This is a genomic window from Phenylobacterium sp., from assembly GCF_036502675.1.
GTDB lineage: Bacteria > Pseudomonadota > Alphaproteobacteria > Caulobacterales > Caulobacteraceae > Phenylobacterium.
Window position 1 is genome coordinate 12,517 of record NZ_DASXYF010000051.1, and the last position, 12,370, is coordinate 24,886.

13 protein-coding genes, 1 tRNA gene and 2 pseudogenes are annotated in these 12,370 nt (G+C 73.8%); 6 read left to right on the top strand and 10 right to left on the bottom strand.

Annotated elements, in window-relative coordinates; translation table 11 throughout:
- Window positions 1-148: 148 nt before the first annotated feature.
- Window positions 149-259, top strand: a pseudogene (locus tag VGL30_RS05535) (leucine zipper domain-containing protein); the annotation flags it as partial.
- A 60-nt stretch (window positions 260-319) separates the two neighbouring features.
- On the opposite strand, the gene VGL30_RS05540 reads toward VGL30_RS05535, so the two are convergent.
- The gene (locus VGL30_RS05540; protein WP_331537632.1) at window positions 320-1,162 is read right to left on the bottom strand and encodes an enoyl-CoA hydratase-related protein; all 843 of its coding nucleotides are present in this window, start codon (window positions 1,160-1,162) and stop codon (window positions 320-322) included.
- An 18-nt stretch (window positions 1,163-1,180) separates the two neighbouring features.
- Window positions 1,181-1,297 (bottom strand): annotated as a pseudogene (locus VGL30_RS18780) (hypothetical protein); the annotation flags it as partial.
- 125 nt (window positions 1,298-1,422) lie between these two features.
- Between VGL30_RS18780 and VGL30_RS05550 the strand changes: the two are divergent.
- On the top strand, window positions 1,423-3,186 hold the full coding sequence (locus tag VGL30_RS05550; RefSeq protein WP_331537634.1) for a patatin-like phospholipase family protein: 1,764 nt from the start codon (window positions 1,423-1,425) through the stop codon (window positions 3,184-3,186).
- Between the two features lie 256 nt (window positions 3,187-3,442).
- On the opposite strand, the gene VGL30_RS05555 is transcribed toward VGL30_RS05550, so the two are convergent.
- Window positions 3,443-4,132, bottom strand: a complete 690-nt coding sequence (locus tag VGL30_RS05555) for a hypothetical protein (RefSeq protein WP_331537636.1) — start codon at window positions 4,130-4,132, stop codon at window positions 3,443-3,445.
- Entirely contained in the window at window positions 4,129-4,659 is a 531-nt protein-coding gene (locus VGL30_RS05560) for an RNA polymerase sigma factor (protein WP_331537638.1), read from the bottom strand. Before VGL30_RS05560 ends, VGL30_RS05555 begins: the two co-directional genes overlap by 4 nt.
- 66 nt (window positions 4,660-4,725) lie before the next feature.
- On the opposite strand from VGL30_RS05560, the gene VGL30_RS05565 reads away from it, so the two are divergent.
- On the top strand, window positions 4,726-6,111 hold the full coding sequence (locus VGL30_RS05565; protein ID WP_331537640.1) for a S8 family serine peptidase: 1,386 nt from the start codon (window positions 4,726-4,728) through the stop codon (window positions 6,109-6,111).
- Between the two features lie 94 nt (window positions 6,112-6,205).
- Entirely contained in the window at window positions 6,206-6,700 is a 495-nt protein-coding gene (locus VGL30_RS05570) for a hypothetical protein (RefSeq protein ID WP_331537642.1), read from the top strand.
- 115 nt (window positions 6,701-6,815) lie between these two features.
- Here the strand turns inward: VGL30_RS05570 and VGL30_RS05575 are convergent, their stop codons facing one another.
- The 5 genes from VGL30_RS05575 to VGL30_RS05595 all read right to left on the bottom strand — a co-directional run bounded on the left by VGL30_RS05575 (window position 6,816) and on the right by VGL30_RS05595 (window position 10,594).
- Window positions 6,816-7,250 carry a DUF3574 domain-containing protein gene (locus VGL30_RS05575; protein WP_331537644.1) on the bottom strand — a complete coding sequence of 145 codons (435 nt, stop codon included), beginning with the start codon at window positions 7,248-7,250 and terminating at the stop codon, window positions 6,816-6,818.
- 183 nt (window positions 7,251-7,433) lie between these two features.
- The gene (locus VGL30_RS05580) at window positions 7,434-8,570 is read right to left on the bottom strand and encodes a lysozyme (protein WP_331537646.1); all 1,137 of its coding nucleotides are present in this window, start codon (window positions 8,568-8,570) and stop codon (window positions 7,434-7,436) included.
- A 65-nt stretch (window positions 8,571-8,635) separates the two neighbouring features.
- Entirely contained in the window at window positions 8,636-10,066 is a 1,431-nt protein-coding gene (gene mgtE / locus VGL30_RS05585) for a magnesium transporter (RefSeq protein ID WP_331537648.1), read from the bottom strand.
- Between the two features lie 55 nt (window positions 10,067-10,121).
- A tRNA-Leu gene (locus VGL30_RS05590) sits at window positions 10,122-10,206 on the bottom strand.
- Window positions 10,207-10,339: 133 nt separating this feature from the next.
- Window positions 10,340-10,594 carry a FliM/FliN family flagellar motor switch protein gene (locus VGL30_RS05595; protein WP_331537650.1) on the bottom strand — a complete coding sequence of 85 codons (255 nt, stop codon included), beginning with the start codon at window positions 10,592-10,594 and terminating at the stop codon, window positions 10,340-10,342.
- Window positions 10,595-10,669: 75 nt separating this feature from the next.
- On the opposite strand from VGL30_RS05595, the gene lipB reads away from it, so the two are divergent.
- Window positions 10,670-11,380 carry a lipoyl(octanoyl) transferase LipB gene (gene lipB / locus VGL30_RS05600; RefSeq protein ID WP_331537653.1) on the top strand — a complete coding sequence of 237 codons (711 nt, stop codon included), beginning with the start codon at window positions 10,670-10,672 and terminating at the stop codon, window positions 11,378-11,380.
- Here lipB and VGL30_RS05605 read toward each other — a convergent pair.
- The gene (locus VGL30_RS05605; protein WP_331537655.1) at window positions 11,377-11,781 is read right to left on the bottom strand and encodes a DUF805 domain-containing protein; all 405 of its coding nucleotides are present in this window, start codon (window positions 11,779-11,781) and stop codon (window positions 11,377-11,379) included. The two genes, lipB and VGL30_RS05605, sit on opposite strands and share 4 nt — an antisense overlap.
- Before the next feature lie 72 nt (window positions 11,782-11,853).
- Here VGL30_RS05605 and msrB point away from each other — a divergent pair, with 72 nt between their 5' ends.
- Window positions 11,854-12,345: a peptide-methionine (R)-S-oxide reductase MsrB gene (gene msrB / locus VGL30_RS05610; RefSeq protein WP_331537657.1), complete on the top strand. Its 492-nt coding sequence runs from the start codon at window positions 11,854-11,856 to the stop codon at window positions 12,343-12,345.
- The last annotated feature ends 25 nt before the right edge of the window (window positions 12,346-12,370 follow it).

Genomic DNA, 12,370 nt, shown 5'->3' on the forward strand with positions numbered 1-12,370 from the left:
TGGGGGAGTTTCCGCCCGCTCCCATTTAGCCTGACAGCGCTGGCAAACTTAGTGGCCGCAGGGGCGCGCCGCCTCGCGCCCAGTGGACTGATGCCGACGTAAGAGTCCTTAGTTGGGATTCCCATGGCTTTGACGTCGTGCGAGTCTGCGGGATGCGTACTGGCGCTGGCAGGAACGCTTCATGGCCGAGGGCGTGGATGGCCTGCTGCGTGACAAGACTCGGCCAGCGCGGATACCCAGGCTGGCCGACGAGGTCGCCGGGCGGTGCGGAAGATCCGCCGGGCGATCTCGCCGCGGTTGGCGACCGGCAGGCTGGCGATCATTCCACCGCCCAGCTGGGCCTGGCGTGGTCGAGGAAGGCGCGCACGCCCTCCTGCCCTTCCTCGCCCACCCGGGCGCGGGCGATGCGGCGGGAGGTCTCCTCCATCAGCCCGTGGTCGATCTGCTTGCCGTAGACCTCGTCGACCAGGAGCTTGGCCTCGGCCACCGCGCCGGGCGCGCAGTCCAGCATCTCGCGTCCGATGCGCTCGGCGGCGGCGTCGAGGGCGGCGGCGTCGGCCACCACCTCGCTCACCAGCCCCAGGGCCTGGGCCTCGGCCGCGCCGAAGACGCGCGCGGTGGCGAACAGCGCCCGGGCCGCCCGCGGGCCGATGGCGGCCACCACATAGGGGCTGACGGTCGCCGGGATCAGCCCCAGCTTCACCTCGGAGAACGAGAAGCGCGCGCCCTCCGTGGCCACGGCCATGTCGCAGGCCGCCGCCAGGCCGCCGCCGACGCCGAACGCCCCGCCCTCCACCAGGGCGACGGTCAGCGCCGGCAGGTCCCACAGGCGCTTGAGCATCCGGGCCATGGCCATGGCGTCGGCGCGGTTGTCGGCCTCGGTCAGTTCGGCGGCGTCGCGCATCCACTGCAGGTCCGCGCCGGCGCTGAAGGTCCCGCCGGCGCCGCGCAGGAACACCACCCGCACCCCCTCGGCCCCGTGCAGGGTCTCGAAGGTCTCGCTCAGGGCGGCGATCAGCTCGGCGTCGAAGGCGTTCCTCCGCTCCGGCCGGTTGAGGGTCACGACAGCCAGGCCCTCGGGCGTGGCCTCGACGGTCACGAGGCCGGTGTCGAGGTCGTCGTCGAGGCCTTCGACCAGCGGGTCGGCGATGGGGTTGGTCATCAAGATCTCCTTGCCGATTTACATCCGGAACACGCCGAAGCGCGTCTCGGGGATCGGTGCATTCAACGCCGCAGAGAGGGAAAGGCCCAACACATCGCGGGTCTGGGCCGGGTCGTCCCGGAGGCGGGCGATCGCAGAGTTAAGGGCGGCCAGGGCCCGGCTGGCCTCGAAGGCCGCGTCGCCGACCGTCAGCGCGGATTGGATCTTCGGCATGGTGAAGGCATAGCCGGGGCCCGCGCCCGGCGCTAGGCTCCGCGTCCGTGACCCGCCTGCCGGACATTCCGCAAGATTCCGCCCTGGCGCAGCTCTTCTCGGGGGAGCGCGCCCGGGGGGAGGCTGCGTGGTTCTCGCTCCCCGGCGGGGCGGTGCTCTACGAGGCGGGGGAGCCGGCCGACCAGCTCTACTTCGTCCGCGCCGGCCGCCTCGCCGTGTTCCGCAAGGACGAGCGCCACGAGCCGCAGTTCCTGGGGGTGATCCGGCCGGGCGAGCCGGTGGGGGAAATGGCGCTGATCGCCGGCGCGCCCCACTCCGCCCAGGTGGTGGCCCTGCGCGATTCGGAGATCCTGGCCCTCCCCCGCCAGGCTTTCTTCGACGCCTGCGACTCCGACACCCGGGTAATGACCGAGCTCGCCCGGCTGATGATCCTGCGCACCCGCCAGGCGGCCGCCCGCACCGGGGTCGGCGAGCCCTCGGTGTTCGGCTTCATCACCGCCGGCGAGGGCCTGGCGCTGCGGCCGCTGGTGGACCGCATCGCCCGCGACATCGGCCGGCTGGGCTATGCGGCCACCGTGGTGGGGGCCGAGGCGACCCAGGCGCCCACCGAGTGGTTCTCCGACGTGGAGCGCACCCACGACTTCGTGCTCTATGTAGCGGAGGCCGACGACCTGGGCTGGCGCCAGCTGGTGTCGCGCCAGGCGGACCGGCTGTTCCGCGTGGCGCGCGGCGGCCGGCCCCCGCCGGCGCCCCAGGCCGCCTCGTCCGCCGCGCCCCTGCAGGCGCAACGGCTGGTGGACCTGGTCCTGGTCGACCCGGCCAAGACCGCGAAGATCACCGGCTCCGAGGCCTGGATGGACGCCGTCTCGCCGGCGCGGATCTTCCACCTGCGCCGCGACGACGCGGAGGACGGCCGCCGGATCGCCCGGGTGCTCACCGGCCAGTCGGTGGGGCTGGTGTTGTCGGGCGGCGGCGCGCGGGCCTACGCCCACGTGGGGGCGGTGAAGGCGCTGCGCGAGCGCAATGTGCCCATAGACTTCGTGGGCGGCGCCTCCATGGGCGCCATCGTGGCCGCCGGCGTCGCCATGGACTGGGACGACGAGGAGATGGAGCGGCGAATCCGCGAGGCCTTCGTGGAGACCAGCCCGCTGGACGACATCGCGCTGCCGCTGCTGGCCATGACCCATGGGAACAAGGTGGCCGAGCGCCTCGCCCACCACTTCGGCGACGTCCAGATCGCCGACCTCAGGCTGCCGTTCTTCTGCGTCTCCTCCAACCTGACCACCGGCGCCTACCACCTGCACCGGCGCGGCCGGCTGCGCGACGCGCTGAGGGCCAGCATCTCGCTCCCTGGCGTGCTGCCCCCGGCCACCGAGGGGCACGACGTGCTGGTGGACGGCGCCGTGCTGAAGAACTTCCCCGCCGACGTGATGCGCGCCGTCCAGCTCGGCCCCATCGTCGGGATCGACGTGACCCGCGGCCGCAGCATCACCGCCGAGGACGTCGCCCGCCCGGAATCGGTCTGGCGCTGGATCCTGTCGGGCCAGTGGCGCAAGGGCCCGCCGATCGTCTCGCTGCTGATGCGGGCCGCCACCGTCTCCAGCGGCCGCGACCTGGCCGCGTCGCGGGAGGCCACCGACGTGCTGGTGACCCCGGAGGTGGCCGGCGTGGAAATCCGCGACTGGTCGGCCTTCGCCCCCGCGGTGAAGGCGGGCTACGAGGCGATGATCGCCGCCCTCGACAAGCTCGACCGTCCGGTCGTCGACCTGCGCCGGCGCCCGGCCCTGGCGGATGCGGACGCGGCGGAATAGCGCCTGACGCCCCTGTGATCGCCGGACGGTTGCATGATCTTGCGGAAGCCCGGGCGGCTCCCACATACTGCATTCCCGTCCATGCAACGAAAGGAGGTGATCCAGTGTCTCATTGTTTCAACCGTAGTTCGGAAACCGTGACCTGGGCCTCCGCTTACGAGGTCCGCGCCTAGCCCGAGGTTCGGCGACGTCGCGAGCCGCGCTGCGGTCCGACAATGGAAAGGCCGCCCCCGACAACGGGGCGGCCTTTCGCATGTCAGCGCCCGCCCGGCGCCGCCCAGCCCTGCGCCCGCGCGGCGCGCTCGCCGGCCCGGTCCAGGGGCGCGCCGGCGATCATCCCGTCGACGGCGGCCAGCACCGCCGGCGACGTCGCGCTGGCGGCCTGGCGATAGTCGGCGGCGGGCGGCGGGCGATAGGCGGCGGTCATCGACACGCGCCAGCGGCCGCCCTCGCGGCACGCGATCCCCGCCAGGGCGTCGTGGGGGCTTTCGAAGGTACGGCAATAGCGGCGGTCGCCGTCGCGGAAGCTCAGGCCCACCTTGATCGGCCCGACGGGATCGTCCGCCAGCCGCCGGGTCAGCGCCGCGGCCAGGGCGCCGCGGGCCGCCAGCGCCCCGTCTGGCCCCGCCGTCAGCGGACCGCGCTCGGCCAGGCCGCGTCCGACCAGCACGCCTATCGCCAGGCAGGCCGCCAGCGCCGCCCACTGCGGCAAGCGGCCGAAGCCGTGGCGCGGCGGCGGCGCCGCGGCCGCGGCCCGCAGGCGCTGCGGAACCGGTTCGTCGAGGACGCCCGCGAAGGCGTCGCCGACCGCTTCCCGTATCCGCCGGTGGCCGGCCATGCGCCCGGCCAGGGCCGGGTCGGCGGCCATGTCGGCTTCCAGCGCCAGGCGCGCGGCGGCGTCCAGCTCGCCGTCCACATAGGCGATGATCCGCGCCTCTTCAGTCATGGCCGGCGTTCCTCCAGTTGCGCCATCAGGGCCATGCGCCCGCGCACCAGACGGCTGGTCAGGGTGCCCACCGGCGTCTCCAGCACCTCGGCGGCCTCGGCGTAGGACAGGCCCTCCACCAGCACCAGCGCCACCGCCAGCCGCTGGTCGTCCGGCAGCCGCGCCATCGCCGCCTCCACCTCGCGCGCCTGCAGGCGCAGCTCCATGGCCCCGGCCCCGTCCTCGCCCGCCTGGGCCCCCGCTTCCTCGGGCGCGAACACCCGCCCCCACCGGCTGCGGCTCCTTGCTTCGTCGATCCAGGCGTTCTTCATGATGCGGAACATCCAGCTGTCCAGGCGGGCGCCGAACCGCCACTGTCCGGCGCGGACCAGGGCGCGCTCCACGGTCAGCTGGACCAGGTCGTCGGCGTCGGCCGCGTCGCGCGCCAGGGCCCTGGCGAAGCGGCGCAGGCGCGGCAACAATGCGACCATCTCCCGCTGGAAGTCGTTCAAGAGCCTGCCTTGGTCCTCATGGATGGAACGAACCATGCCGTGCGTTTCATCCCTGGAGCAGCAAAAAAGCGCGCCGCCCCTGGTGCGCGCCAGGACGCCCCGATGACCGAGCCCCGCGCCCGCCCGCCGATCCGCATGGTTTTCGCCCTGGCGCTGGCGGCGGCGCTGGCGGCCGGGCCCGCCTCGGCGCAGCTGCTGGGCGGCGGCCTGCCCACCGCCGGCCTGCCGCCGGCGTCCGACCTCGCGCGCCGGATCCCCGGGCCGGACGACCTGGCGCCGCGCCTGGGCCGCAGCGTGCAGGATGTGGCGGGGGCGACCGTCCGGACGGCGCAGGCGCCCCTGGCGGAGCTGCGCCGGATGCAGGCCCTGGACCTGCTGCGCGTCCACCCCGAGGCCGTCGAGGCCGACGCGGCGGGCGAGCCGGTGGTGCGCGGCGAAGTCCTCGCGCTCTCGCCGGACCCAGCAGCCCTGGCGCGGGCGCGCGAAGCCGGGTTCACCGTGCGCCGCCAGGAGGACGTGCAGGCGCTCGGGCTGCAGGTCAGCGTGTTGGGCGTCCCGGCGGCCATGCCCGCGGCGGAAGCCCTGCGCCGGCTGCGCGCCCTGGACCCGGAGGGGCGCTACGACCTCAACCACATCTACTTCCCCGGCGGCGCGGCCGACGCGCCGCCGGGCCGTGAGGCGGCGGCGCAGCCGGGGAGCGTCCGGGGCGGCGTCCGCATCGGCCTGGTGGACGGCGGCGTGGCCGCCCACCCCAGCCTGGCCGGCGCGCGGGTGACGCAGCGCGGCTTCGCGCCCGGCGGCGTGCGGCCCAGCGCCCACGGCACGGCGGTGGCCTCCCTGCTGGTGGGACGCCAGGGACGGTTCCGCGGGGCGGCCCCTGGCGCCGCGCTCTATGTGGCCGACGTCTACGGCTCCGGGCCCACGGGCGGCTCGGCCGGGGCCGTCGCCCGCGGCCTGGCCTGGCTGGCGCAGCTCGGCGTCCCGGTGGTCAACGTCAGCCTGGTGGGCCCGCCCGACATCATCCTCGGCGCGGCCGTGCAGGCAATGGTCGCCCGCGGCCGCCTCGTCGTGGCCGCGGTGGGCAACGACGGCCCGGCCGCGGCGCCGCTCTACCCCGCCTCCTACCCCGGCGTGGTCGCCGTCACCGCGGTGGACGCCCGCCGCCGGCTGCTGCCGGAAGCCGGCCGCGCGCTGCACCTGGACTTCGCCGCGCCGGGCGCCGACATGGCCGCCGCCACGCCGGGGGGCTACGCCGCCGTGCGCGGGACGTCGTTCGCCGCGCCCCTGGCGGCGGGGCGGCTGGCCCTGCTGCTGGGCGAAGCCGACGCCGGCGCCGCGCGGCGGGCGCTGGCGGCGCTGGCGGGCGAGGCGACCGACCTCGGCGCCCCCGGCGCGGACCCGCTCTACGGCCGCGGGCTGGTGGCCTTCGACCTGCGCACCGACCCGGCCGTGGTCGGGGCGAGGCGCGCGGCCCTGGCGGGGCGCTGAAGAAAATTTCGCCGGGCCGGGATGAATCGGCGCGGCCGGGTCGTTGGACCGGCTGGAGGCGCGAGACGGCGCCCCGTCCCTTCAGGAGACCTCGATGCGCAAGACCCCTCTGTTCCTCGCCACCGCCGCCGCCCTCGCCCTCGCCTCGGCGGCCGACGCCCAACTGCTCGGCGGGTCGCTGGGCGGAGGCGCCGGCCTGACCGGCGGCCTTGACGGAATCACCGGCGGCCTCACCGGCCATGCGGGCGCCATGGGCGGGGTCGGCGCCGACGCCGGCGGCCTGACCTCCCGGACGGGCGACGTCGCCGGCCGCGGCCGCAGCGTGGCGCGGGAGGCCGCCGCCACCGGCCGCTCCACCGCCCGCTCCGCGGCGGGCGCCGGCCGCAACGCCGCCGGGTCGGCCGGAACCGCCGCCCAGGCCGCCGGCCAGTCCGCGCTGGACACCCCCGCGCCCGGCGTCGCGTCCGGCGGCCAGGCCAGCGGCTCCGGCTCAGCCGATGCGCAAGCCTCCGGCGGCGGCCTCGGCCTCGGGGTCTCCGCCCAGGGGTCCGCCTCGGGATCGGCCTCCGGGTCCGTGTCGCGCCCCTGACCGGGCCGGAGCCGCGCGCGCCGCCGGCCTGGAGAGGCTCGCAGAGCGCCAGGCGCGCGCGGTTAAAGAAGGGCCGCCCCGACAACGGGGCGGCCCTTCGCAGGTCAGGAAGCCGTCAGAACGAGACGCAGGACCGCTGGGTGATCAGCAGCACGGAATCCTGATGGAAGCGGGTCTTGTAGGCGGTGCGCACCGCCTCCACCCGTGATTGCGGATCGCCGGTCTCGGGCAGCACCAGCAGCACCACCTTGGAGGCTTCGCGGATCAGGTTGTCGGAGGCGTCGCGCCACTGGCCGCCGCCGTCCAGCACGGTCAGGCCTTCGGGGAAGCGCGGGGTCAGCCCGGTGTCGACGAACCGGCGGAAATCGTCGTCGCTGACCGCGGGCCTGTCGCCGGTGTTGCGGCCGAAGAACAGCTGGGCGGTGCTGCGCGCCTCCTGGCCGACGGGGCACTCGACCACCAGGCGCTGCGGCGCGGTCTCGGGGACGGTCGCGCAGCCGGCGAGCGCGAGCGCCGCCGCCACGCCGGCCGAAAGACCCAGCCTGTTCATAGGGATCGCCGCCCCCGCCCGAATTCGAGGCCGAGCGTAACGGTGAAGGTTTAAGGGATGGTGGGGGCGATCCAGGGTTAGCGGCGCCCTACTCCGCAGGCAGTCGCTTCCGGCGGAAGCCGCCTATTTCGGACAGTTTACTTTCTTTACCCCGGTGGATCTGCAGCCGCCGGGCGGGGAGCGTCACCGGCCCAGCGCGTCGTCCCCGTCGCCCTGGCCCAGCCGCTCGAACAGGCGGTAGGCGGCGACACTGAAGAAGCCGATGCCGGCCACGCCGGCCAGCCAGCCCACGCCGAGCGCGCCGCCGGCGCTGACGCCCGCGTCCGGGGCGACGTGGAAGGCCCAGTAGAGGCCGCCGACGAACAGCGCCAGGCCCAGCGCCGCCAGCACGGCGAGCGGGGCGAGGTCGCGCCAGGACTGGGCGGGCGGGCGGCCCGGGATGTCCAGCCGCTCCACCGCCGGGGGGGTGTCCGCGTGTGGCGGGACGGGACGGGCGAGATCGTTGGCCGGGGCGAAGGGACCGGGCCCGGTCACCCCCGCGGCCAGCGGGAACGGGCGGGCGGCCTCGGCCGGCGGCGTCTCGGCCGGGGGGGCGGGGATGACGGCGGGCGTTTCCGCCGGGTCGAGCTCGCGGAACAGGCCCGACAGGCGCGTGGTCACCGCCTCGGCGGCGGCGCGGGCGGGATTGGGCTCCGCGGGCTCCGGCGCCTTGGGGACGACGAAGGCGGCGAGATCGCGCCTGACCCGCACCCGCTCGCCCTCCAGCGAGGTCTCGACCGCTTCGGGCGCCTGGTGCGGCACCAGGCCGGTCAGGTCGATGTCGAGCTCGGGCCTGAGGACCGCGGTCGGGGCCGGGACCCAGGCGCCGGCCGGCGTCAGGAACAGCGCCTTCTCCGCCGCGCGGCGGCGGACCAGGGCGTCGACCACGATCCGCTCGTTGCCGACTTCGGCGCGCCGCCACAGCTCCATGGCGCAGGCGGCCTGCAGGAGCGCGCCCTCGTTCAGGTGGCGCAGCACCAGGGAGTGGCGGAACGGCTCGGCGCCGATGTTGAAGACGAAGGAAGCGAGCGCGTCGAACTGGTTCTGGGTCAGCGCGGTGAAGGTCCACTCGTTGACCGCGTGGGAGACCTCGATCAGGTCGTAGATCAGCAGGGCTTCGGCGTCCTGTTCCGGGACTTCCGCACCCTTGCGGGCCGAGGCCGTATGGCCGTAGCCGATCGTCCAGCGCCCGTCGGGGAGCTGGGCGGCCTTCCGGCGATAGCCCTCGAACCGCTTGATCATGGCGATCGCGGGGCGGGAGACCTGTTGACGCGGTTTCATCGCCTCTAACCCAAAATGGCACGACGCAAGGGGCGCTCGCCCCACACGGGCAATATCCGGGCCGGCTACAACAGTATCAGGCTGGCAATGCCCAGGAGGGCGAGGAATCCGAAGAAGTCGGTCATGAAGGTGACCACGACGGACGAGGAGACCGCCGGGTCGCGCCCGAACCGGTCGAGCACGATGGGCGCCAATATCCCGCCGAGCGCGGCGACGAAGAGGTTTGCGATGATCGCCAGGAAGACCACCAGCGACAGCTTGAGGTCATGCTGCCAGACATAGAGGCCGCCGCCGAGGATCAGGCCCACCGCCGCGCCGTTCAGCAGGCCCACGCCCAGCTCGCGCGCGATGATGCGCGTGGCGTTGGCCGCGTTCAGCTCCTTGGCGGCGAGGGCGCGGACCGCGACGGTCAGGGCCTGGGTTCCGGCATTGCCGCCCAGCGATGAAACGATCGGCAGCAACATCACCAGAATGACGATCTTGGCGATCATCGGCTGGAAGGGGCCGATGACGATCACCGCGATGGCCTCGGTGACGAGGTTGATCAGCAGCCACGGCAGCCGCGAACGGACGATGCCCAGGAAGCCGGCGTCGCGGCCGGCGTCGGACACGCCGGCCAAGGCCAGGATGTCTTCCTCGGTCTCTTCCTGGATGACGCCGACGATGTCGTCGACGGTGACCTGACCCACCAGCCGGCCGCCGGGCTCGACCACCGGGGCGGAGATCAGGTGGTACTTGTTGAAGATGTAGGCGACCTCTTCCTGGTCCATGTCGACCGGGATCTCGGTCACCGGCTCCATGATCTGGGCCAGCGGCGTCGAGGGAGCGGCGCGCAGCATCTGGCTCACCGCCACCGCGCCCACCGGCCGATAGGCGGGATCGACCACATAGACGTCGAAGAACAGCTCCGGCAGGTCGTCGCTCTCGCGGCGCAGGTGGGTGATGGCCTGTCCGACGGTCCAGAACTGCGGCGCGGCCACCACCTCGCGCTGCATCAGCCGGCCGGCGGTCTCGTCCTCGTAGGCCAGCGAGGTCTCGATGGCGACCCGCTCGCTCTCCGGCATGGCGGCCAGCACCTGGGCGCGCTTGTCGGCCTCCAGGTCGTCGACGACGTCGGCGGCGTCGTCGGACTCCATCTCGCCCAGCGCCTTGGCCAGGGTCTCGGAGGGCACGTGCTCCAGCACCTCCTCGCGGATTTCGGTGTCCAGCTCGGAGAGGATCTCGGCCAGGGCCTCGGGGTTGAGGTGGGCGATCACCTCCTCGCGGTAGTCCGCGGAGAGGAAGCCCATCAGGTCGGCCACGTCGGCGGGATGCAGGGCGTCCAGCAGCTCGCGCAGCCGCTCGGCGTCGCCCCGGTCGGCGGCGTCGATCACCATGGCGACGAATTCCGGGGCCAGCGCGTAGTCCTCGCGCAGGGCCAGGTCTTCCAGGTCTTCGTCGGCTTCCGGAGGGAGTCGGTCCGTCACGTCGGTCAGGTCAGCCGATTCGCGGCTCATGCGGACCCTCCTATCTGACGCTCAAGACCTCTGGATGCTGCTGGATCCCAATCACTGGTGCGGTCGAGAAGACTCGAACTTCCACGGGTTGCCCCACAGCGACCTCAACGCTGCGCGTCTACCAATTCCGCCACGACCGCCCGTGGTGAGGCGCGGGGCGTAGCAAACCCCCGCAGGTTTGTGAAGTGCGCGCGGGCGCCGCGTGCGGCGGCGCGGCGAAAGGGCCCGGAATTCAAGAGTTCAGGCGCGGAACCGAAGCCGCGGGCGAGATCCTCAGACGCCGCCGCCGGCCATGTAGTCGTAGACGTCGGCGGCCCGGGTCACGGCGATGGAGATGCGGTCGTCGTGGATCTGGATCTCGCCGCGGGCCACGGGGTGGTTGTTGGCCAGGATCCAGACCTCCTCGTGCACATTGGCGTCGAGGGGAATCACCGCGCCGCGGCCCATGCGCAGCAGCTGCTGCATCGGCAGGGTGGAGCGCCCCAGCACCACCGCGATTTCGACGTTGACCGCCTTGACCTGACTCAACTGGACCCTCGATCCGCGACATTGCGGCAGCGCAGGATTTGCGCGCGCCCCGCCTTGCGCCCACATAGCGCCCACATGCTTGACCGCTCGTTAAGTCCTGCCGCTCCGGCTCCGCTCTTCGCCCGCCACGACGGGACCCCCGTGGGCTGGGCGGTGTCGCCGGCGCAGGTCGGCTATCCCGCCGCCGTGGCGGCCATGGAGGCCCGGGCGGCCGCCATCGCCGACGGCCGCGCCGGCGAGCTGGTCTGGCTGCTGGAGCACCCGCCGATCTACACGGCCGGCGTGTCGGCCAAGGACGCGGACCTGCTCGAGCCCGACCGGTTCCCGGTGTACCGGACCGGCCGCGGCGGCCAGCTCACCTACCACGGGCCCGGCCAGCGGGTGGCCTATGTGATGCTGGACCTGAACCGCCGGGCGCGCGACGTGCACGCCTTCGTGGCGGCCCTGGAGGCCTGGCTGATCCGGGCCCTGGCGCAGCTCGGCGTCGCCGGCGAGATCCGCCCGGGCCGCGTGGGCGTCTGGGTGGCGAGGCCCGGCCGGGAGGACAAGGTCGCCGCCATCGGGGTGAAGCTGCGGCGCTGGGTGTCCTTCCACGGGATCGCGCTCAACGTCGCGCCGGACCTCTCCCACTTCGGCGGCATCGTGCCCTGCGGCGTCACCCGGCACGGGGTCACCAGCCTGGCGGACCTGGGCGCGCAGGCGACGCTCGCCGAGGCGGATGCGGCGCTGAAGGCCTCGTTCGAGGCGCTGTTCGGCCCGGTCGAGCCGGCGCCGCCGCCGCTCTAGGCCGGGGCGGGGCGCAGCGGGCTGGGGCCGTAGCGGTTGGCGCCCGCCTCTCCCGACATGACGCCCAGCTCCACCACTGCCCAGATCAGCACCAGGGCCAACAGGAAGTCGAAGAAGCCGATCGGCCGCGGCCAGACCGCCACCATCGCCACCAGGATCAGCGCCGCCCACCAGCCGGACCGGCCGCGGTCGTGCAGCCGCTTCGAGAGCACGCAGGCGCCGCAGTATATGAGCGCGGGATAGACCATCCAGCCGGTGAGCCAGTGCAGCGTCGTGCCGACGATCGCCTCGTAGAGCGCCGCCATGACGATCAGCAGGATGGCCGCGGCCAGGAACGGGGTGCGCGAGAGCCGCCCCTCGGCGGAGAACAACAGCGCCGGCAGATCGCCTCGGCCGTTCATCCGTCCCCGCGCTCCTCAAGGTCGCCCGCCGCCCTATGGCGCGCCCGCCCCGGCGAGCTTAGATTGCAGGCCATGAGCAATCCAGCCCTCTCGCCCTCCGCCGGTTTCGACCTCACGCCCCCCAGCGCCGACGAGCGCCAGCGCCTGGAGGCGGGCCTCAGCCGCGACGAGGCCGAGGTGCTGCTGAAGCACGGGACGGAGGCGCCGTTCTGCGGCGGCCTGCTGGGCAACAAGCAGAACGGCGTCTACTGCTGCCGGCTCTGCGGCTTGCCGCTGTTCCGCGCCGAGACCAAGTTCGAGAGCGGCACCGGCTGGCCCAGCTTCTACGCCCCGATCGCGGAGGCCAACGTCAGGGCGGTGCGCGACGCCAGCTACGGCATGGTGCGCATCGAGACCCGTTGCGCCCGCTGCAATTCGCACCAGGGCCACGTGTTTCCCGACGGCCCGCCGCCGACCAAGCTGCGCTACTGCATCAATTCGGTCTCGCTGGAGTTCGCGCCCGACGGCCAGCCGCTGCGCGACCCCCTGGGCCGCGGCGACGACGCGCACCTCGGGGCGGCTTAGCGCAAGACGGCCCTTCCCCCCTCCT

Coding starts and splice junctions, on each gene's coding strand:
- VGL30_RS05540 (WP_331537632.1), bottom strand. CDS start 1,162: ATGACCAACCCCATCGCCGACCCGCTGGTCGAAGGCCTCGACGACGAC.
- VGL30_RS05555 (WP_331537636.1), bottom strand. CDS start 4,132: ATGACTGAAGAGGCGCGGATCATCGCCTATGTGGACGGCGAGCTGGAC.
- VGL30_RS05560 (WP_331537638.1), bottom strand. CDS start 4,659: ATGGTTCGTTCCATCCATGAGGACCAAGGCAGGCTCTTGAACGACTTC.
- VGL30_RS05565 (WP_331537640.1), top strand. CDS start 4,726: ATGACCGAGCCCCGCGCCCGCCCGCCGATCCGCATGGTTTTCGCCCTG.
- VGL30_RS05570 (WP_331537642.1), top strand. CDS start 6,206: ATGCGCAAGACCCCTCTGTTCCTCGCCACCGCCGCCGCCCTCGCCCTC.
- VGL30_RS05575 (WP_331537644.1), bottom strand. CDS start 7,250: ATGAACAGGCTGGGTCTTTCGGCCGGCGTGGCGGCGGCGCTCGCGCTC.
- VGL30_RS05580 (WP_331537646.1), bottom strand. CDS start 8,570: ATGAAACCGCGTCAACAGGTCTCCCGCCCCGCGATCGCCATGATCAAG.
- mgtE (WP_331537648.1), bottom strand. CDS start 10,066: ATGAGCCGCGAATCGGCTGACCTGACCGACGTGACGGACCGACTCCCT.
- lipB (WP_331537653.1), top strand. CDS start 10,670: ATGCTTGACCGCTCGTTAAGTCCTGCCGCTCCGGCTCCGCTCTTCGCC.
- VGL30_RS05605 (WP_331537655.1), bottom strand. CDS start 11,781: ATGAACGGCCGAGGCGATCTGCCGGCGCTGTTGTTCTCCGCCGAGGGG.
- msrB (WP_331537657.1), top strand. CDS start 11,854: ATGAGCAATCCAGCCCTCTCGCCCTCCGCCGGTTTCGACCTCACGCCC.